This is a genomic window from Streptococcus oralis (assembly GCF_023110055.1).
Lineage (GTDB): Bacteria > Bacillota > Bacilli > Lactobacillales > Streptococcaceae > Streptococcus > Streptococcus oralis_BY.
Map to the genome: position 1 here is coordinate 651,238 of NZ_JALDVG010000001.1, position 19,348 is coordinate 670,585.

The window sequence follows — 19,348 nt, forward strand, 5'->3', positions numbered from 1 at the left end:
CACAAAAAAAGAGAAACAGATGTTTCTCTTTTTTTCTTAGAAATCAAAGAATTCCATTGCTTTCTTTAAGAGTAATTCCGTATATTCCGGATCGTCTTGAGCCATTGTGACTTGTGACTGGACCATTTCAAGATCATCAGTAATCATGCCATCTGCGCCGAGGCGAACGGCTTTATCAAATGCCTCCGAACCATTTACTGTCCAAACATAGAGTCTCTGATCAGTTGTCCAGAGTTTATTGACAAAGTAATCATCCAAAGTCGAGTACTCCATAGTGTAACCCGTTGCCTTGGTTCTTGGGAAGATACTGTTATAGGGGAGAATAAAGTAAACTGGAATTTCAGAATCATAAGTCAACACTTTATCAATCACATGGTAGTCTAATGATTGCATCTGGTGTCCATATTTCTTGATAGTCGCCCCATACTTTTCGAGGAAATGTTCCATCATTTGCGGACTATCTTTTTTACTGGTTTTAATCTCAATCAGCAATTTTTGGTTTAAAGCATTTGCACGCTCTAAATAGGCATCAAAGCTTGAAATCTTTGTTTGATAACCATTCTCGTAAATATCTGTATTTGTTAATTCATCCAGAGTCAAATCTTGCGGTGTAGCATTAATACCTGTTAAATTTTTGAGGTTAGCATCGTGCATCATCACGAACTGACCGTCTTTCGTTTCCTGCACATCCATTTCGATGAGATCTGGTTTTAGCTGAGCTGTTTTTTCTAAAGACTGCACAGTATTTTGAACACCGTTTTTATTACTTACTCCTCTGTGCGAAATCACTAATGGTGTATTGGTATCCGGAGATTCCAGATAAACGTAGCCTTCTATGGCAAAGAAGATGCTTGCACACCCCATGACACCCCATCTCATCAGATGATCTTTCTTTCTCCTTGGCATGATCTCCAACTCTTCTCCTGTCAGGAAGGAAACAAACTTCACTAGGAAATAAGTCAGGGTCATGTAATGGAAATTTTTAATCAAGACAAAATTAATTACACCGAGAATCAAGGATTCTTTTTGAGTGAGATTATCCATCACTGCTTGCGCAAAAAGCAAAGGAATTAGCAAACCAAAGAAGAAAAGATAGGTTTTAATGATAATGAGTAAGAGATGCCAAGAGAAGAAAAGGACATTTTTCTTTGTCTTTTGGAGACTATATTTCACACTTTCTCTTACGGTCTTTCTTTCAAAGAGAATCTTAGGAAGGGCAAACATAAATCGGACAGAGATGTAGAGAAAGATCCAAGCGGATGCTATGATCATCAGACCTACCAGCCAATGCTTACCTTCCCAATAATTCACAATAAAATCAGGGATAATAATCTTGTTGAGGTAGTAGATTTTTAAAATCTTACGGATGAACGGGAAAAGCAAAGCAATGTAAAAAAAGACAAAGGCCATCTTACAAAAGCTCAATCGCTTAACGAATAGAAAGCTCTGGTGAAATACTTTTCTACTATACTCAATCAAGGTTCTCTTTTCATGGTAGAGAAGGTGCCGCGCCCCGATAAACAAAAGACAAATCTGGAAATAGGCGACCAGGAGATTGATTGCAATTAAGATGAGAAAGGCTAAACTGATAAAAGGCGAGCCTTGTATAATCGCCCAAAAGTTATTGTAGGAGATAAACAAATAACCAGTTTGTCTCAGAAGGATGCCAGCAATCCATGAATTTAATGGTAGCCAGACAAACTCAACCATCATAAATATCAAGAAAAATAGAAATAAAATCTTATCTAGGTTATAGTATATCTTCCTAAAACCTAGCTTTTTAGGTTTTTCAGGTTTCATAAGCACTCCTAGTCTAAAAATTGGGATAAATCTAAGCCACCGAAAGGATTATTCATAGAAAAACTACTCTGGTCTTCTATTAATAGCTTTCCTTCATCTGATTCCAAAAAAGCCTCGTAAACACGCGCCGTCATGCGGGCGTCTTCTAAACTGTTATGAGACTTCCCGTGAAAGCCTAAAAAATTCGCTACAGTTTGTAATTTAAGATTGGCTATGCCGTGTAGGTCAGAACTACGGCGTTCAAAAGCCTCCTCATATAGATCAACCTTATACTGGTCACGATAATCAATACCATGCTCCAAGAGAATAGGCAAATCACTCTTAGCTGCATTGTAACCAACGATAGGTATGTCGCCAACGAATTCTTGAAAGTCCTTTAAAACTTGTTCTACTTTTGGCGCATCTTTCAAGGTTTCAGCTGTGATTCCAGTCAAACCATTGATAAAACTCTTCAATGGTGCTGTAGTATGAACATAAGAATCAAAAGCAGCACTTTCTTGTCCATCTTGAAAGCGGACTGCCGATACTTGAATTAAATGGGTAACCCCCTCGTGTTGATTGAATTCCAAATCAAAGGCGATATAATCTCTTAATTTTTCCATTATTTACCTCAATTACTACCCAAAATAAACTATAAATAATAAAAGAAGCCATTAGGTTAGTGAGTAACCCAAACAGCTTCTTTATTTTCCTCCAAAAAGGCGAGTAAAAAAGCCTTTTTTGGTTGCTTGGACTTCTTCTTTTGCTTGGTCCAACTCGAGTTTCAAGGTTTCTTGATCCTTCATCGCTTGAAGAGTTAACTGTTGCTGTTGGTCCAACTGTTTGTCCTTTTCAGCAATCTGTCGGTCTTTGATACGCATCTGTTCATCTTTTTCTGATAACTGGCGGTCTTTTGCCTTGAGCTGCTCGTACAAACGAAGAATTTCAGCATTTTTCTCATCGACCAAGATTTCCATCAGTTCACGTTGTTTGACATCATCACTGACTGGTTCATCTTCAAAAATCGTTTTTTTATAGATTTCTTCTAGCTTGATCAAGCCACTTCGAGTAACTACAGTTACACCTTTGTCATTTTTTTTCGTGTCCTCTTCTGGAAGTTCTTTGACACGATTGTTGATTGCTTGACGAGATAATCCTAAGACCTCTGCAATCTCACTGACGGTCATTTCAATACTCATAATATCCTCTGAAACGTTTTCTAGCTTTTCTTTATTTAAATCTTATCATAAGCTAGATAAACTGTCAAATTTCCGCTTAATCCAAAGCCTTTAAAAAGGCTAATAAGACTTGGGCAGAACGACGTCCAGCTTCGATAATAAACTCATCAAAAGAGATAGAGGCCTCGTGATTGGCATTGTCACTCATAGCACGAATGACTAGGAAAGGTAGGCCAAGAGCCTGAGCCGCTTGTGCAATAGCAGCCCCTTCCATTTCAACTGCTAAAACATCAGGGAAGTGGGATTTGATACTAGCAATTTTATCATCCCCAGCTATAAAACTGTCTCCTGTAGCAATCAAGCCTAGGTGCCAAGTCTGTTCTAACTGAGATAAGTTTTCTTTAATCCTAGCGATAAATTTCTTATCTGATTCAAAGTACAGAGGTTGACCAGCCAATTGGCCATAAGCATAGCCAAAAGCAGTCACATCCACATCATGATAAGCCAACTTATCCGCAATCACGACATCACCAACAGCAATCCCTTCGGCAAGAGCACCTGCTGATCCTGTATTGATGATAGCTTCTACTTGGAAGTGATCAGCTAACACTGCTACACTCATAGCTGACATGACCTTTCCAATCCCACTCTGAACTAGAACGACTTCAGTATTGCCAACAGAGCCAGTGTAGTAAGTATTTCCGAGGACTTGGACTTCTTGAGGTTTGTCCAAATTCTGAGTCAAATATAGGAGTTCTTCTGGCATGGCAGCAATGATTCCAATTTTCATTTCAAGTCCTTTCAATTACAAGAGTTTCATCGCTAAAATTAACAAAATCAAAAGTAGGATAACTGCAAACAAGATGCGATTGAGTTTCGAATTAAAAACATTTCTCTTGGTATTCTCAATGCGACGACTTTTATGAATCGTTGGCTCCACTTCGATTGTTAAGGTATCTTGACTAAAACCGTGGTCTCTAGAACGTGAATAACCAAAATGTTGTGAAGACGTTGGTAGGATTTTTGTTTCCTCATCATCTTGAAGAGGTGGTCCTGAGATTTTCTCACCTCGGTTAGCACGTTCTATCATTTCGTCTGTTAATAAAGGTTTTCCCATGGGTTGCTCCTCTATTTCTTTTGTAGTTCCCAGTACTGGATCGCCATAATAGTTTTGGCATCACAGATATGACCTGACTGGATCAGGTTTTTGGCTTCCTCTAGGCTTACTTCTAGGACTTCCAAAGTTTCATCATCATCTTGTGGGCGAGGATTTTCCACCTTGACCAAATCACTAGCGAGGTAGAGTTTTAGTTTTTCATTACAAAATCCAATCGCAGAATAGAAATCGTACAACAGTTCTAACTTACCAGTGTAGGCAACTTCTTCTTCCAATTCACGAAGCGCCGCTGCCATTGGATCAGCATTTTCACCAAGTTCTAGTTTACCAGCGGGAATCTCATAAGAAACCGCCTCAATAGCTTTTCGGTATTGCTTAACGAGAACGATTTTGTCCTCGGCTGTCACAGCTAGTACACAAACAGCTCCATTGTGAAAAATCAAATCACGTTGGGCAGTACCTTTGCCTTCTGGCAGTTCCACCTGGTCTTGTACTAGTTTGAAAATAGGACCTTGATAGATTTCCTTCCGACTAATCGTTTTTTCTTCAAATTCCATGACAAACTCCTACTGGTTCTTAGGATGATGAGGTAAGCGTGTTGCGTACTCATCTTTGTTAACTTGTCGTCCACGGCCGATAGCAATGGCATCAGCAGGAACATTCTTGGTAATGGTTGAACCCGCTCCAACCAGAGAATTATCCCCAAGTTCTACAGGAGCAATAATAGTTGAGTTTGAGCCAACAAAGACATTATTGCCAATGACAGTTTTGTATTTATTTTTGCCATCGTAGTTGACTGTAATAGTTCCGGCACCGAAATTAACGTTGCTACCCACTTCACAGTTTCCAATATAAGTCAAATGACCCGCCTTGGTATTTTCACCGATTGAAGATCCTTTTACTTCAACAAAATTTCCAATGTGAACTTGAGCAGCCAGACTTGAACCAGGACGAATATGGGCATAAGGGCCAACAGTCACGCCGTCTGCAACTGTACTTTCCTCAATCATAGAGTTGGTAATCACAGCTCCAGCTCCGATAGTGCTATCCACTACATAAGTACCGTTTGTCAAAACAGTCTCAGCACCAATCTTCGTTTGACCTTTCAAGGTAACATTAGCTTCGATTTGGACTTCGGGAGCAATCTCAACATCAATGTCGATGTAAGTTGCTTCAGGATTGACAAAGCTAACACCATTAACCATATGCTTTTGGTTGATACGGCGTCGCATCACTTCTTCCGCAGTCGCAAGAGCTACACGGTCATTTACCCCAAGACTTTCATCAAAATCCTTGAGAGTATAGGCCCCAACCTTCTCACCAACCTCACGGAAGATACCAATCACGTCAGTAATATAGTATTCACCTTGGGCATTGTTGGTGTTGATGTTTTTAAGGGCTTCAAAAAGACGTTCATTGTCAAATACATAAGTTCCTGTATTGATTTCCTTAATTTGCTTTTCAAAGTCTGTGGCATCTTTCTGCTCTACAATGCGAAGAACTTCAGCGTTATCGTTACGGACGATACGACCGTATCCGAAAGGATTTGCCGCTTCAGCTGTTAAAATCGTCGCAACATTTTTGTGATTGATATGGAAATCCAAGAGGTTTTTCAAGCTTTCACCTGTAATCAGAGGAGTATCTCCAGCGATAACCAATGTGTGGCCTGTACGATTTTGGAGAATAGGCTCTGCCATCATGACAGCATGCCCAGTTCCTAGTTGTTCTGATTGGGTAACAAAGTCTGTCTGACCGGCTAATACTTGCTCAACTAGCTCTGCCTTGTGACCAACTACAGTAACTGTTTTTTCAGGTTGAATAGCACCAACACTACGAAAAACATGTTCCAACATCGAAATTCCAGCTACTTTGTGAAGTACCTTTGGAAGATCTGATTTCATGCGAGTACCTTTACCCGCTGCTAAAATAATGGCATAATTTGACATAATCTTCTCTTTTCTCTAGAAATTCCCTTATATTATACCATAATTTAGTTTCTTAGGAGTAAACAAACAGAGAAATAGGGAAAAGACGCCCATATATTCACTTTTTCCGATGTTTTCTTTGATTTTTTTATCTATTTACGTTAAACTATTTAAATATGAGAAAAAAGATTCATCCAGCTATTATTTTTACTTTATTTACTATATTTATAGCTATTTTGATCCTCAATAGACCAACTTATGAAGACCATCCCGTCAAGTCAAAACCAAATGCTGTCCAGGTTGAAAATCAGGCCTTGCATAATCTTGACAAACCTATTATTGATGTCTCTGGTTGGCAAAGACCTGAGGAAATCAACTACGATACCTTGTCTCAAAATATTTCTGGTGTTATTGTTCGTGTCCACAATGGGGCTCAGCATACTGAAACAAATAATGCCGCCTATGCTAATGGTGTCGATAAAGCCTATAAAAATCATATTTCAGAATTTCAAAAGCGGAATGTTCCAGTTGCTGTTTATGCCTATCTAGCAAGTACTAGTAAGGAAGAAATGGAAAAAGCTGCTGAGGTTTTCTACAACGCTGCTTCTCCATATAACCCTAGTTACTACTGGCTTGATGTTGAAGAAAAAACAATGTCTGATATGAACGAAGGTGTTGAAGCTTTTAGGGCTAAACTAGAAGCCCTTGGCGCTAAAAATATCGGAATTTACATTGGTGTTTATTTTATGCAAGAGCATAGTATCAATACAGAGAAGTTCTCTGCTGTCTGGATTCCATCTTATGGAACCGATTCAGGTTACTTTGAAACCACGCCTAATACTGATTTAGACTATGACCTCCATCAGTATACTTCAAAAGGAAGAATTGCTGGATTTGAACACCATTTAGATATTAATCTCATTTCTACCTTGAAGGAAAAAGAAGAAACCTTCAGAAAACTATTTTTAAGACCATAAAACAAGTGAAAATTGCTCTCTTTTTCACTTGTTTTTTCATTTTCTTCTCGTCTGTGTTATAATTGATAGAATAGAGAAAGAATTTTATGAAATTGAGGATTTTATGATGTTTTCATGGATTGCAAGAGTTATTAAAGGAATCGTCATCGCCTTAGGATTTATCCTACCTGGAATTTCTGGTGGTGTTTTAGCAGCTATTTTGGGAATTTACGAGCGAATGATTAGCTTTCTGGCTCATCCTTTTAAGGATTTTAAAGCGAATGTCCTATACTTTATCCCAGTAGCAATCGGGATGTTGCTAGGCATTGGTTTGTTTTCTTATCCAATCGAGTATCTGCTAGAAAATTACCAGGTCTATGTTTTATGGAGTTTTGCGGGAGCCATCATCGGTACAGTTCCTAGCCTCCTTAAAGAATCTACTCGAGAATCTGATCGTGACAAGATCGACCTAGTCTGGTTCTGGACTACCTTTATCCTTTCAGGCCTAGGGCTCTACGCGCTAAACTTTGTTGTTGGTTCTCTCAGTGCTAGTTTCGCTAATTTCATCTTAGCGGGTGCTCTTTTAGCGCTTGGTGTCTTGGTGCCTGGTTTAAGTCCGTCAAATCTACTCTTGATTTTAGGATTGTACGCTCCAATGCTCTCTGGTTTTAAGACCTTTGATTTATTCGGTACTTTCCTTCCTATCGGAATAGGTGCAGGTGCAACCCTCATCATTTTTTCAAAATTAATGGACCATGCCTTGAACAACTACCACTCGCGTGTGTATCACTTTATCATTGGGATTGTGCTATCAAGCACCCTCTTGATTTTGATTCCAAATGCTGGAAGTGCTGAAAGTATCCAATACACTGGACTTTCTATCGTGAGTTATGTTCTCATCGCCTTCTTCTTTGCACTTGGTATTTGGCTTGGTATCTGGATGAGTCAATTGGAGGATAAGTATAAATAATGGCAAAGAAAGTTAAGATTAAGAAAACCTTGGTCGAACAAATCTTGACCAAGGCGGGTATTAACCATACTGGTATTCATATCAACGCGCTTGAGGGTGAACTTCCTTCGGAATATGATCGAACACATATCTTTAAAACCTTGGCTCTGCTGGGTGATAAGACGGGGCCAATCATCGGAATCGTTCCCATAACAGAACACCTCGCTGAGAAAAAACTAGCAAAGGTTTCTGGTAATAAAAAAGTGAGCATGATTCCTCAAAAAGATCTGGAAAAAACGACAGGCTATATTCATGGGGCTAATAACCCCGTCGGCATTCGCCAAAAACACAATTATCCTATTTTTATTGATCAGACTGCTTTGGATTTAGACCAAATGATTGTCTCTGCTGGAGAAGTCGGGCATAGTATCATCATTCGACCTCAAGACTTAGCCAGCTTTGTAAAAGCAAATTTTGCTGATCTCTTGGAGGAAAACAACTGATGAAACTCTATTTTGTCCGTCATGGTCGGACTGTCTGGAATCTTGAAGGACGTTTTCAAGGTGCTAGCGGCGACTCTCCCCTTCTTCCAGATTCCATTGACGTTTTAAAACAACTGGGTCAACATCTCAAGGAAATTCCTTTTGATACGATTTATTCTAGTGATTTACCCAGAGCAGTCAAATCTGCTGAGATTATCCAAAGTCAACTCCTAGCCCCTTGTCCTTTAAAGAGCATTCCTAACCTACGTGAATGGCAACTTGGAAAACTAGAGGGATTAAAAATCGCTACGCTCAATGCCATCTACCCACAACAAATCAAGGCCTTTCGCTCTAATCTGGCCCAGTTTGATACGAGGATGTTTGAAGCCGAATCTCTCTACTCTACGACTCAGCGAACCATTCAGTTTATCAAATCTCTGAAAGAAAGTCCGGCTGAAAGAATTTTGATTGTCGGGCATGGGGCAAATCTCACTGCTAGCCTACGCACTCTCTTAGGCTATAAAGAGGCTCACCTTCGCAAAGATGGAGGCTTGGCCAATGCTAGTCTGACAGTTTTAGAGACCGAGAATTTTGAAACCTTCACTCTGGAAAGATGGAATGACACTTCCTATCAAAGAAAATAATGGAACTTGATCTTAATAGTCAAGTTCTTTTTAGTTTTCAAAGAATATCCGTGAATTTCTCTGCTATTTATGATAAAATGGGAGTATCGCAAAAAATGACTCATCGTATCAAATTTTGAGTAAAATTAGGAGGAACCCATGTCTACAGAACATATGGAAGAACTAAATGACCAGCAGATCGTTCGCCGTGAAAAAATGGCTGCGCTCCGTGAACAAGGAATCGATCCCTTCGGAAAACGTTTTGAACGTACTGCTAACTCACAAGAACTAAAAGATAAATTTGCAGAACTCGATAAAGAACAACTACATGAATTAAATGAAACTGCTACTATCGCTGGACGCTTAGTAACTAAACGTGGAAAAGGAAAAGTTGGCTTTGCCCATCTTCAAGACCGAGAAGGTCAAATCCAGATCTACGTTCGTAAAGACGAAGTTGGCGAAGAAAACTACGAAATCTTCAAAAAAGCAGACCTTGGTGACTTCCTTGGTGTCGAAGGTGAAGTCATGCGTACTGATATGGGAGAGCTCTCTATCAAGGCCACACACATCACACACTTGTCTAAAGCACTTCGCCCGCTTCCTGAGAAATTCCACGGTTTGACAGACGTTGAAACAATTTATCGTAAACGTTACCTTGACTTGATTTCTAATCGTGAAAGCTTTGAACGCTTTGTCACTCGTTCAAAAATCATCTCTGAAATCCGTCGTTATCTAGACCAAAAAGGTTTCCTTGAAGTGGAAACACCTGTTCTTCATAATGAAGCCGGTGGTGCTGCTGCCCGTCCATTTATCACTCACCACAATGCCCAAAACATTGATATGGTCCTTCGTATCGCGACTGAGCTTCACTTAAAACGTCTTATCGTTGGTGGTATGGAACGAGTCTATGAAATTGGCCGTATCTTCCGTAACGAAGGAATGGACGCTACTCATAACCCTGAGTTTACTTCTATCGAGGTTTACCAAGCTTATGCAGACTTCCAAGATATCATGGACTTGACGGAAGGTATTATCCAACACGCTGCTAAGGCAGTTAAGGGTGATGGTCCAGTTAACTACCAAGGAACTGAAATCAAAATCAACGAACCATTCAAACGCGTTCACATGGTAGATGCTATCAAGGAAATTACTGGTGTAGACTTCTGGCAAGACATGACTTTCGAGGAAGCTAAAGCTATCGCTGCTGAGAAGAAAGTTCCAGTTGAGAAACACTACACTGAAGTTGGTCACATTATCAACGCCTTCTTTGAAGAGTTCGTTGAAGAAACCTTGATTCAACCAACCTTTGTCTATGGTCATCCAGTAGCTGTGTCTCCACTTGCTAAGAAGAACCCTGAAGACGACCGCTTTACTGACCGCTTTGAGCTCTTCATTATGACCAAGGAATACGGTAACGCCTTTACTGAGTTGAACGACCCAATTGATCAGCTTAGCCGTTTTGAAGCTCAAGCTAAAGCTAAAGAGCTTGGTGATGATGAAGCAACAGGCATCGACTACGACTACATTGAGGCTCTTGAATACGGTATGCCTCCAACAGGTGGTTTGGGAATCGGTATCGACCGTCTCTGCATGCTCCTCACTGATACAACTACTATCCGTGATGTATTGCTCTTCCCAACAATGAAATAACCCCTTATCCTCTGGTACTTGCCAGAGGATTTTTCGATGCAAAAAGAGACTGAGGAAAAACTCAATCTCTTTTTCTTATTCTTGATTTTTAACTTGACTGGTGGCTACATCTTCCCCAAACCATTTCTGGCTGATTTCCTGGAATTTTCCTTCTTGGTATAGCGAGATAAAGGCTTGGTTCAATGCATCTAGCAAAGTTTTATCAGCAGGTCTAACACCCACTGCAAAAGCTTCACTTTCAAATCCAGCTGAAAAGACATTGTAGTCATTTAATATTCCTTCAGACTGGAGATAATAATTGGCATATACCCGGTCAATCAACAAGGCATCAATCCGATCATTTTTCAAATCAATTAAGGCTTCATTGAAACTTTGGTATTGATTAGCCTTCTGGTCTTTCACTCGATTCTTGAGTAGTTCTGGTTGTCCTTCAAAATTCAAATAACCAGAAGATCCAGCCTGGGCCCCTAAAACTTTGTCAGTCATATCCTGAACTGAGTGGATTTTTTGAGACTTTTTAGAGACCAAAACTTGTTGATTTTCCATGTAAGGAATGGTAAAGGCAACCTTCTCTTTCCGTTCATCTGTAGCTGTATAGCCATTCCAGATGGCATCAATGGTACCATTTTGTAGTTCGGTTTCTTTCATATCCCAGTCGATGGGTTGAAATTTAATCTGAATTCCTAGTTTTTCAGAGACAGCTTGGGCTAGGTCAATATCAAAACCTGCATACTGGCCATTCTTTTCCTCAAATCCCATGGGAACAAAGGTATTGTCAAAGCCAATGGTAATGCTACCCTGTTTTTGATATTTGGCCCAATTATCCTGACTTGGATCACTTGCCTTCTGAGTACAAGCTGTCAGGAAGAAGCTAAAGAACAGAGCAAGTACAAGGGCAATTTTCTTTCTCTTCATAGGCACCTCCTAGTCCTACTTTGGATCGACCTTAAGGATCTGATCAGCAATGTTTTCCGCAAACTGAAGATCGTGGGTCACAACAATCTGAGTCATCCCACGCTCTTTATTTTGAAGGATAAGTTTTTCCACTTCTAATCGCAATTCTGGGTCTAAGGCTGATGTAGGCTCATCATATCCAATAATTTCTGGGTTTATCATCATAGCACGCGCTAAGGCCACCCGTTGTTTTTGCCCACCTGAAAGTGAGAATGGAAAGGCATCTGCATGCCCTGCTAACCCAAGTTGTTCTAACAAACCACGCGCCTTCTTCTCAGCAACTTCCTTCTCCATGCTCATGGTTTTTATAGGCGACAGAGTTAAGTTATCTAGAACTGACAAATGCGGAAAGAGTTGAAAATCTTGGAAAACAAATCCCAGAAGATTGCGCTTTTCTAGTTCGTCTATAGCTAGCGATTCGCCGTTATAGTAGATTTCTCCAGAATCGATGGTTTCCAGTCCAGCTAGCATACGTAACAAGGTAGTCTTTCCTCCTCCAGATGGACCTACGATTGCAAGGATTTGCTTTTCAGGAATTGATAGGCTGAAGTTGGTTAAGATTTGTTTGCCACCAAAGGCCTTGTTGATGTTTCGTAATTCTAACATAGCAATCCTCCTATCTGTAATAACTGTACTTCTTCTCAAGTTTTTTCGCAACAATAGTTACAAGACCAATCATAATCAAATAAATCGCTCCGGCTAAAAACATAGGAACAAGACTGGCATCCCGATTGGCTGCTGTCCGACTAGCCAAAATCAAATCTGAAATCCCAAGGGCATAAACCAATGAAGTATCCTTGACCAAACTCATAATTTCATTAAAGACGCTCGGTAAGACAATCTTTGTAACCTGAGGCAAAATAATATAGCGCACTGTGTCAAATGGACTAAACTTCAAGACCTTAGCAGCCTCATACTGCCCCTTTGGAATGGTTTCAATCCCTCCACGAAAAATTTCAGCAAAGTAGGCTGCATAGTTCAATACAAAAGCGATTACAGCAGCAGGCAAACGATCTAAACGTATCCCAATTCTAGGGAGAACATAGTAAATAAAGATTAATTGCAAGAGCAAGGGAGTCCCTCGCATCACCCAAATATAAAGGTCAATCAGATAATGGAGGGGTTTCCAGCGAACTTGCAAAGCAAAGGCAACGACAATACCTAAAGGAATTGAAAATATCAAGACCAGAGCAAAGACTTGAAGTGTCATACTTGCACCGTTCAATAAACTTGGTAATATCTCAAACATATAAGACATACTGCACCTCCTAAAAATTATTGTTCCTATTATAGCATAAATAAACAATTTAGCAAGGGTTTTTGTAAAAAAATTCTATAATTATTGAACTATACACCTTTATCTAAGAAATCAGAGCGAAATATCATCTTACAGAATTCGAAGAATTATAAGGATTCTAGACGAGAATATAGGTTTAACTTCTAATTCTGAGAGAACAATAATCAAAATATTTTTATCAAATATCTATAAAGATTTCAATGATATAGAACTCTATTTACTCTCATTCACTTCATACCTCTAGAGATATAAAAAAGAACCACTTTATAAGAATAGTATCATTTCTACTATCCATACAAGTGGCTCTTTGATGATGCCATAGCAAGGGCATCAAAATTTTTCAACTAGATTATTTAACTTTTTTGAAACGGAATAAGAGAATGGAACCAAATGCAAGTACTACTCCTACAACAGTAAGCAAGATAGTCATTTCAGATGTACCAGTATTTGGTAGTTCTTTATTTTCTTCTGGTTGTTTAGGTTTGTTATCTGAAGAACCCGGAGTCTCAGCAACATAAGTATTTATGATGGTTGGATTATTACCTGTAACTGTTGCTACAAGTTGACCTTGACCATTGTCTACAACTTTTACTGTTACTGTATAAGCATTTTTATCATAAGTTACACCAGTTTCATTACCAGCTTTTTCAGTGATCGTGTATGTGTGAATTCCTGCAGCAGTGTATTCAATCGCTGGGAAAGCAACTGTTCCGTCTGCAGCATTCTTAGCTGTAGCTACAAGTTTGTCGCCTTCTTTCAATTCAAATTCATATTTATCTGCCTCAAGAGTTTTACCATTTAGGACTTTTTTAGCAGTAATTGAAGTTGTTGCAGATTTAGCAGAATACGAATTTACAAAAACTTTATTGTCATATTTAACACTTGCAAACTTCTCACCATAAACATCTGTTACAGTAACTTCTGCGTTAATAGTCTTATCATCGTAAGCAAAACCTGGTTTTTGATCATTAACTTCTTTGATCTGATACTTATAAGTACCCACTGTAGAGAATTTAACGGCTTTAAATTTCACTTTGCCATCTTTATCATTCTTAACAGTTTCCACAACTGATCCGTTTGGATCAAGTAGTTGGAAGCTAAATTCTTCAGCAGCTAAGTCTTTTCCTTTTAACTGCTTAGAAACCTCAAATGAAACTTCTGTAGAACGTGAACCTGAACTAATACCTTCAGTTGTGGTTAATGGTGCAAAACCTTCTACATCAAAGTTTTCAGTCGAAGTCGTAATTTTAACGTTATTGAAAGCTTTCTTTGTTGTATTATCAACTGGAGCTGTGATACGAGTCTTATAAACTACATACAAACCTTGGTTGATTAGATCACCATTACCATTTGGAGTAATAGTGAAGCGATTAGAATCTTGAACAACAATGTGACTTGGATTCAAAAGAGGATGATGTTCATCCTTACCCCATTCAGTAAAGTAGTAACCTGTAATCTCACTAGCTAATACTTGCCCTTCAGGGATTGTATCTTGAATCGAAACGCCTTCATAAGGATTAGCATATTTGTTTACGCGAATATACCAATTAATATAATTTGGATCGTTCGTATCTTGAACTCCCCATTTAGTAAATCCTGTTGGATCCTCATCTGGAACAATACGAGTCAAATTGTATACTCCTGCTCCAGGAATGTCGATTGGATATGATTTATTGAGTTCAACATTATCAGCCCATACAACAGTAAATAAGGCCGAAATTTGTTTCTCTTCAGGTAAGTTAGCAAAATAATCTTCGTTAGTTACCGTTACAGTCGCTGTATTTACAGACTTATTTGTCGTTAACTCAGCAACTTTAGTGACTCCATCGTTACCAAAGATTTCAGTAGTTGAATCTGTTTCAATTTTGAATTCATTTGGAACTTTATAAACCATAAAGTCACCATTCTTCAACGTTGTTGAGTTGTCGAATTTGTAGGTGGTTTGAAGGTAAAATTTCCCTTCACCATACTCTGCACCGTCAACTAACTTATTATTGTTAATTGTCGGTACTGTCGTTAGCGTATAGCTACTAGATGGTAGTTCAGCAGCTTTAACCACATTGCTAGTTCTTAGTACTGGGATAAATACTGAAGCTACTAACAATAGCGCCATGAATGCATGAGAAAGTTTTTTATTAATCTTTTTCACAACATTTGCCTCCTTTATTTTTGGGGAAAGATTCCCTTATTTATTATTATATATTCTTATATAAATTTGTCAAGTATTTCATAGTAGTTCGATGTTCAAATCATACCTTTAAACTCTTATTTTATAGGGTGTAGCAGGCTTTCATCGTTCAAAACTTCATCTAAATTGGCTATAAGAAATTCTAACATTTATATTATATTAGTAAAAAAGAAAAGACCTCTGAGGTCTTTCAAATCATTCATTTAAAGTCATTCGTTTCTGTTAATAAAATTTTACAAAAAATAGAAATCCTTAAAGTGTCTCTAATAGTTCTTGCATCTGAACATCATCTGGAACGAGTTTTAAATAAGCTTCAGCTTGCACTTTGGCTTCTTCAAAATACCCCAATTCACGTAGGAGATAAGTATACTGCTCCAGAAATTCAGGATTATCCTTGAGATCAAGCAATAGTTCCTGATAGAGCTCATAGGCCTTATCTAAATCCTCAATTTCCTGATAAGAACGGGCAATCATCCACTTGGTCAGGAGGTTTTCAGGTTCTTGACTTTGGAGAGCAATGATATCTTCGTACCGCTCTTGTTCCATATAAATGGTTGCAAGGCGAAGGAAAATTTCTTCTGTATCCTCTGCATCTTCTTTGGCAGTAAGGAGAAATTGCTCTGCAGCACTAGGATCATGTAATTCATACGAAAATTGAGAAGCAGCCAGTAAGAGCCGTGTTTCAAACGGATTTTTCTCCAAACCTTGTTTAGCGATACGAAGGGCCTCTTCCACCTGATGTTCCTTATGCAAGGCTTGACTATAACCATATTCATATCCTTCAAAATCAGGTGAAATGGTATCAATCTGCTTAAAGTAAAGGGCAGATTTTTGATACTCTTCTTGGTCAAAGTAAAGACTAGCCAGTTCAAAGGCAGTTTGGTCATCGTATTCTAGTTCTAAAGCTTTCTCTAAGAATTCAGTTGCGGCTTCAAACTTGCCTAACTGGGCATAAGCGTAGCCAATTCGCTGATAAATTGAGACACCCGTTTGCTCATAGAAAGAGCGATTGTCTAATTGAGCATAGCCCTGAATAGCTTCCTGATAATTCCCTAACTCGCTATCCAACTCAGCCAAACCAAAAACTAATAAGGGATCGTCTGAGTAGTTTAAAGCTTCCAGTAACTTTTCACGTGCTACATCTGTCAATCCTTCCAACTGATAGAGATCTGCCTTCAAGACCAAAGCCGATACATACCAGTCACTTTCGGGTGTGATTTCCTCAAGGTAAGCAAAGGCTTCCTCAACATTGCCATCCTCACTAGTAATGCTTGCTAAATTCAGATTCACTTCTGGAAATTCTGTAACGATTTTTTGGTAAATTTCTTTAGCTTGAGGATAAAAGCCAATTCCCTCTAAATAGCTTGCTAGTTCGTAAAGAACTTCACTTGAATCTGTTTCGAGGGCTTCGTGAAAATACTGATCCGCTTTGGTTAAATTCTGTTCATCCAAAGCCTGGAGCATGCGTTGACTATTGTTCACTCTTGATTTCCTCCCCTTCTTCTTCATACAAACCGCTGACTTTTTTATACCAGTTAAAGATAGCTGAGATAACGACCTTGGCAGAGGCATAGACTGGAATTCCCAGCAAGACTCCCCAAATACCAAACATGGAGCCTGAAGTTAGGAGAACAAAGAGGACATTGATCGGATGGATGTTTAGCTGACTACCTAAAATAAGCGGAGAAACGAAGCGACCTTCAATCGTTTGTTCAACAATAAAGACAATAATCACTTTCAAAAGCATGACAGGCCCCGCTATTAAGCCCAAAACCAAAGCAGGCAACATGGCAAGAAAACTACCCAGGTAAGGTACTAGATTGAGGATACCAGCCGTGATCCCCAGAGTCACAGCATATCTGAGACCAATAATCTTAAAGAAGATAATAAACATAATTGCCACGATAATAGCAACTGTAACCTGCCCTCTAACATAGTTTGACAACTGTTTATTAACATCTGACAAAACTTGTCCGACAGGTTCTTTTAACTTGTTTGGGATAAACTTAGTCAAATAGTCTCGTAGACCTTTCCCATCTCTCAAAAGATAAAAGAGCATGAAGGGTACGATAATAACCGCTACAATGACCTGGGAAACGCTACTGATAAAGGCGCTAACCCAGTTAACAGCTTGAGAAGAGATTTTGCTGGCCCACATGGTCGCCTCACTAGAAACATTGGAAAGAACCTGCTCCAACTGTGGTCTAAAATCATCTGGCAAGCGTTTGGTTACAAGGTCATTGATCACCTTATCAGCATCTTCCAGGTATGTCGGCACATTCTTCGCAAAATTTAAGACTTGACGTTGCAGATTAGGAATTGCGACTGCCAGCCCCCAAATGATAAAGAGTCCAATAATAACAAAAACAATACTAATGGCAAGGACACGATTGATCTTGTGCTTCTCCATCCAGTCAACAATCGGATTGAGGAGGTAATAAAGTAAACCAGATAAAATAACTGGCAACATGACAACCCCAAGAAAATCCAAAACTGGTAAAAAGATAAAACTAATCTTACTTAGAATGAAAATATTTAGCCCCAGTAACAAGGTTACTAAAAATACAGTGATGGCTTTATTATCTAAAAACCACTTAAAAAACCAAGATAGGCTAAAATGTTTCTCTTTATGTTCCATAAATACATCCTTTCTGTCGTTCTCTCATTATACCATTTTTAGACTAAAATAACTCTTTTTTAAAGTGCTTACATGGATGAATCTGATGCTTCATGACTGCCATTTTGTGGTATAATGAACTTATCATTATTAAGAGGTATGGACATGAAAGAAACTGTTTATTTTGGAACTTACACTCGTCGCTTATCTAAAGGGATTTACAAGGCAGATTTTGATACAGAAACAGGCCAGCTTGAAAATCTTGAACTCTTTGCTGCTGAACCAAGTCCAACCTACCTTGCCTTTGACCAACAGCAACACTTATACACTGTAGGGAGCCAGGATGGCTTAGGTGGAATCGCTGCTTACAAGACAGATGGCGCTTTGCTAAATCATGTGGTTGAAGAAGGCGCTCCCCATTGTTATGTGGCAGTGGATGAAAAGCGTAGCCTCGTGTACGGTGCCAACTATCATAAAGGTCAAGTTCTAGTTTATAAACGTCAAGAGGATGGTAGCCTCATCCAAACAGATCTAGATCAGCATAGTGGACAAGGTCCTCATGAAAACCAAACTTCCCCACATGTACACTATACAGACCTAACACCTGACCAGTATCTCGTCACATGTGATCTAGGTACAGATGAAGTAACGACCTATGATATTAGTCCAGAAGGAAAACTAAGTAAACTCTACACTTATCACAGCCAAGCTGGAGCAGGTGCTCGCCACATTGTTTTCCACCACCACTATAAGATTGCCTATCTCATCTGCGAACTGAATAGCACCATAGAGGTCTTGATTTATGATGGGGTTGGTGAATTTGAACGCATGCAAGTTATTTCAACCTTACCAGATGGATACGAAGGCTTTAATGCTACTGCTGCCATTCGTCTTTCAAAAGATGGCAAATACCTCTATGCATCCAACCGAGGTCATGATTCCATTGCAGTCTATACAATCCTCGCTGATGGTAGCTTGGAATTATTAGAGATTGTACCAAGCCATGGTAAAAATCCACGTGATTTCGACCTAACTCCTGATCAAGAGTTTCTCATTGCTGTTCATCAAGATTCTGATAACGCAACCGTCTTTAAGCGTAATCCTAAAAGTGGTCGTCTTGCAGAACTTTCTAACGACTTCCATGTCCCTGAAGCAGTCTGCATCAGCTTCCCACATTAAAAAAAATGAACTTGAGTTTCAAGTTCATTTTTTTATAGTCTATTTCCGACATTGATACGGTTGATAGCACGTTGCAATGCGATTTTTGCACGACGCTCTTGGTCAATCAAGTGTTTATCATGGGCTTCTTCGATTTCTCGTTCAGCTCGAAGTTTCGCGCGTTCTGCACGACTGATATCAATATCACGAGCACGCTCTGCTGAGTCTGCTACAATGGTAATGATATCATTAGCAATCTCGATAATTCCTCCGTTCACTGCAATCCAGTTCACATGAGTATCATCATCGATACGTTTTACCTTCACTTCATCAACCGCTAAAACAGCAATCATATTTTCATGTCGTGGCAAGATCCCCATCTCACCATCCAGAGTTCGTACCGATACAAAGCTGGCATGGTGATCATAGACGAGGCCATCTGGTGTCACGATCTGGACAGTTAAATGAGCCATAG

General features: G+C 39.2%; 20 protein-coding genes. 6 read left to right on the top strand and 14 right to left on the bottom strand.

From position 1 onward, the window contains the following. Nucleotides 1-36 precede the first annotated feature (36 nt). The 7 genes from M1G01_RS03110 to glmU form a co-directional block, all read right to left on the bottom strand. Nucleotides 37-1,800, bottom strand: coding sequence for a glycerophosphoryl diester phosphodiesterase membrane domain-containing protein (locus M1G01_RS03110; RefSeq protein ID WP_247931145.1), 1,764 nt, complete (start codon nucleotides 1,798-1,800; stop codon nucleotides 37-39). 8 nt (nucleotides 1,801-1,808) lie between these two features. After that, nucleotides 1,809-2,402, bottom strand: coding sequence for a 3'-5' exonuclease (locus M1G01_RS03115; RefSeq protein ID WP_049550403.1), 594 nt, complete (start codon nucleotides 2,400-2,402; stop codon nucleotides 1,809-1,811). 81 nt (nucleotides 2,403-2,483) lie between these two features. Continuing rightward, nucleotides 2,484-2,978, bottom strand: coding sequence for a chromosome segregation protein RocS (gene rocS, locus M1G01_RS03120; RefSeq protein WP_000021253.1), 495 nt, complete (start codon nucleotides 2,976-2,978; stop codon nucleotides 2,484-2,486). A 76-nt stretch (nucleotides 2,979-3,054) separates the two neighbouring features. After that, nucleotides 3,055-3,747 carry a 5'-methylthioadenosine/adenosylhomocysteine nucleosidase gene (locus M1G01_RS03125; RefSeq protein WP_049505957.1) on the bottom strand — a complete coding sequence of 231 codons (693 nt, stop codon included), beginning with the start codon at nucleotides 3,745-3,747 and terminating at the stop codon, nucleotides 3,055-3,057. A 15-nt stretch (nucleotides 3,748-3,762) separates the two neighbouring features. Next, the gene (gene macP / locus M1G01_RS03130; RefSeq protein ID WP_000517872.1) at nucleotides 3,763-4,074 is read right to left on the bottom strand and encodes a cell wall synthase accessory phosphoprotein MacP; all 312 of its coding nucleotides are present in this window, start codon (nucleotides 4,072-4,074) and stop codon (nucleotides 3,763-3,765) included. Between the two features lie 11 nt (nucleotides 4,075-4,085). Continuing rightward, nucleotides 4,086-4,631: an NUDIX hydrolase gene (locus tag M1G01_RS03135; RefSeq protein ID WP_000393797.1), complete on the bottom strand. Its 546-nt coding sequence runs from the start codon at nucleotides 4,629-4,631 to the stop codon at nucleotides 4,086-4,088. 9 nt (nucleotides 4,632-4,640) lie between these two features. Further along, on the bottom strand, nucleotides 4,641-6,020 hold the full coding sequence (gene glmU, locus M1G01_RS03140) for a bifunctional UDP-N-acetylglucosamine diphosphorylase/glucosamine-1-phosphate N-acetyltransferase GlmU (RefSeq protein ID WP_247931146.1): 1,380 nt from the start codon (nucleotides 6,018-6,020) through the stop codon (nucleotides 4,641-4,643). Nucleotides 6,021-6,175: 155 nt separating this feature from the next. Between glmU and M1G01_RS03145 the strand changes: the two genes are divergently transcribed. The 5 genes from M1G01_RS03145 to lysS all read left to right on the top strand — a co-directional run bounded on the left by M1G01_RS03145 (nucleotide 6,176) and on the right by lysS (nucleotide 10,659). Next, the gene (locus M1G01_RS03145; RefSeq protein WP_247931147.1) at nucleotides 6,176-6,976 is read left to right on the top strand and encodes a glycoside hydrolase family 25 protein; all 801 of its coding nucleotides are present in this window, start codon (nucleotides 6,176-6,178) and stop codon (nucleotides 6,974-6,976) included. A gap of 106 nt (nucleotides 6,977-7,082) precedes the next feature. Continuing rightward, complete coding sequence (locus M1G01_RS03150; RefSeq protein WP_049501503.1) at nucleotides 7,083-7,925, top strand: DUF368 domain-containing protein; 843 nt, start codon at nucleotides 7,083-7,085, stop codon at nucleotides 7,923-7,925. Next, nucleotides 7,925-8,407 carry an aminoacyl-tRNA deacylase gene (locus tag M1G01_RS03155; RefSeq protein WP_049501495.1) on the top strand — a complete coding sequence of 161 codons (483 nt, stop codon included), beginning with the start codon at nucleotides 7,925-7,927 and terminating at the stop codon, nucleotides 8,405-8,407. The genes M1G01_RS03150 and M1G01_RS03155 overlap by 1 nt, the downstream gene beginning before the upstream one ends. After that, complete coding sequence (locus M1G01_RS03160; RefSeq protein ID WP_049501496.1) at nucleotides 8,407-9,030, top strand: histidine phosphatase family protein; 624 nt, start codon at nucleotides 8,407-8,409, stop codon at nucleotides 9,028-9,030. The genes M1G01_RS03155 and M1G01_RS03160 overlap by 1 nt, the downstream gene beginning before the upstream one ends. Before the next feature lie 138 nt (nucleotides 9,031-9,168). Beyond that, the gene (gene lysS, locus M1G01_RS03165) at nucleotides 9,169-10,659 is read left to right on the top strand and encodes a lysine--tRNA ligase (RefSeq protein ID WP_049501497.1); all 1,491 of its coding nucleotides are present in this window, start codon (nucleotides 9,169-9,171) and stop codon (nucleotides 10,657-10,659) included. Between the two features lie 75 nt (nucleotides 10,660-10,734). On the opposite strand, the gene M1G01_RS03170 is transcribed toward lysS, so the two are convergent. The 6 genes from M1G01_RS03170 to M1G01_RS03200 all read right to left on the bottom strand — a co-directional run bounded on the left by M1G01_RS03170 (nucleotide 10,735) and on the right by M1G01_RS03200 (nucleotide 17,736). Then, entirely contained in the window at nucleotides 10,735-11,574 is an 840-nt protein-coding gene (locus tag M1G01_RS03170; protein WP_247931148.1) for an amino acid ABC transporter substrate-binding protein, read from the bottom strand. Between the two features lie 15 nt (nucleotides 11,575-11,589). After that, complete coding sequence (locus tag M1G01_RS03175; protein ID WP_000891744.1) at nucleotides 11,590-12,219, bottom strand: amino acid ABC transporter ATP-binding protein; 630 nt, start codon at nucleotides 12,217-12,219, stop codon at nucleotides 11,590-11,592. Nucleotides 12,220-12,229: 10 nt separating this feature from the next. Continuing rightward, a complete protein-coding gene (locus tag M1G01_RS03180) occupies nucleotides 12,230-12,871 on the bottom strand; it encodes an amino acid ABC transporter permease (protein WP_049550406.1) in 642 nt (213 codons plus the stop codon). 388 nt (nucleotides 12,872-13,259) lie between these two features. After that, nucleotides 13,260-15,059, bottom strand: coding sequence for a Spy0128 family protein (locus M1G01_RS03190; RefSeq protein WP_000723553.1), 1,800 nt, complete (start codon nucleotides 15,057-15,059; stop codon nucleotides 13,260-13,262). 291 nt (nucleotides 15,060-15,350) lie between these two features. Then, a complete protein-coding gene (locus tag M1G01_RS03195; protein ID WP_247931149.1) occupies nucleotides 15,351-16,580 on the bottom strand; it encodes a tetratricopeptide repeat protein in 1,230 nt (409 codons plus the stop codon). Next, on the bottom strand, nucleotides 16,570-17,736 hold the full coding sequence (locus tag M1G01_RS03200; RefSeq protein ID WP_000400294.1) for an AI-2E family transporter: 1,167 nt from the start codon (nucleotides 17,734-17,736) through the stop codon (nucleotides 16,570-16,572). The genes M1G01_RS03195 and M1G01_RS03200 overlap by 11 nt, the downstream gene beginning before the upstream one ends. Nucleotides 17,737-17,880: 144 nt before the next feature. Between M1G01_RS03200 and M1G01_RS03205 the strand changes: the two genes are divergently transcribed. Beyond that, nucleotides 17,881-18,894: a lactonase family protein gene (locus M1G01_RS03205; protein ID WP_247931150.1), complete on the top strand. Its 1,014-nt coding sequence runs from the start codon at nucleotides 17,881-17,883 to the stop codon at nucleotides 18,892-18,894. A 32-nt stretch (nucleotides 18,895-18,926) separates the two neighbouring features. Here M1G01_RS03205 and M1G01_RS03210 read toward each other — a convergent pair whose 3' ends face one another. Continuing rightward, nucleotides 18,927-19,346, bottom strand: coding sequence for a F0F1 ATP synthase subunit epsilon (locus tag M1G01_RS03210; protein ID WP_000940836.1), 420 nt, complete (start codon nucleotides 19,344-19,346; stop codon nucleotides 18,927-18,929). Between the last annotated feature and the right edge of the window lie 2 nt (nucleotides 19,347-19,348).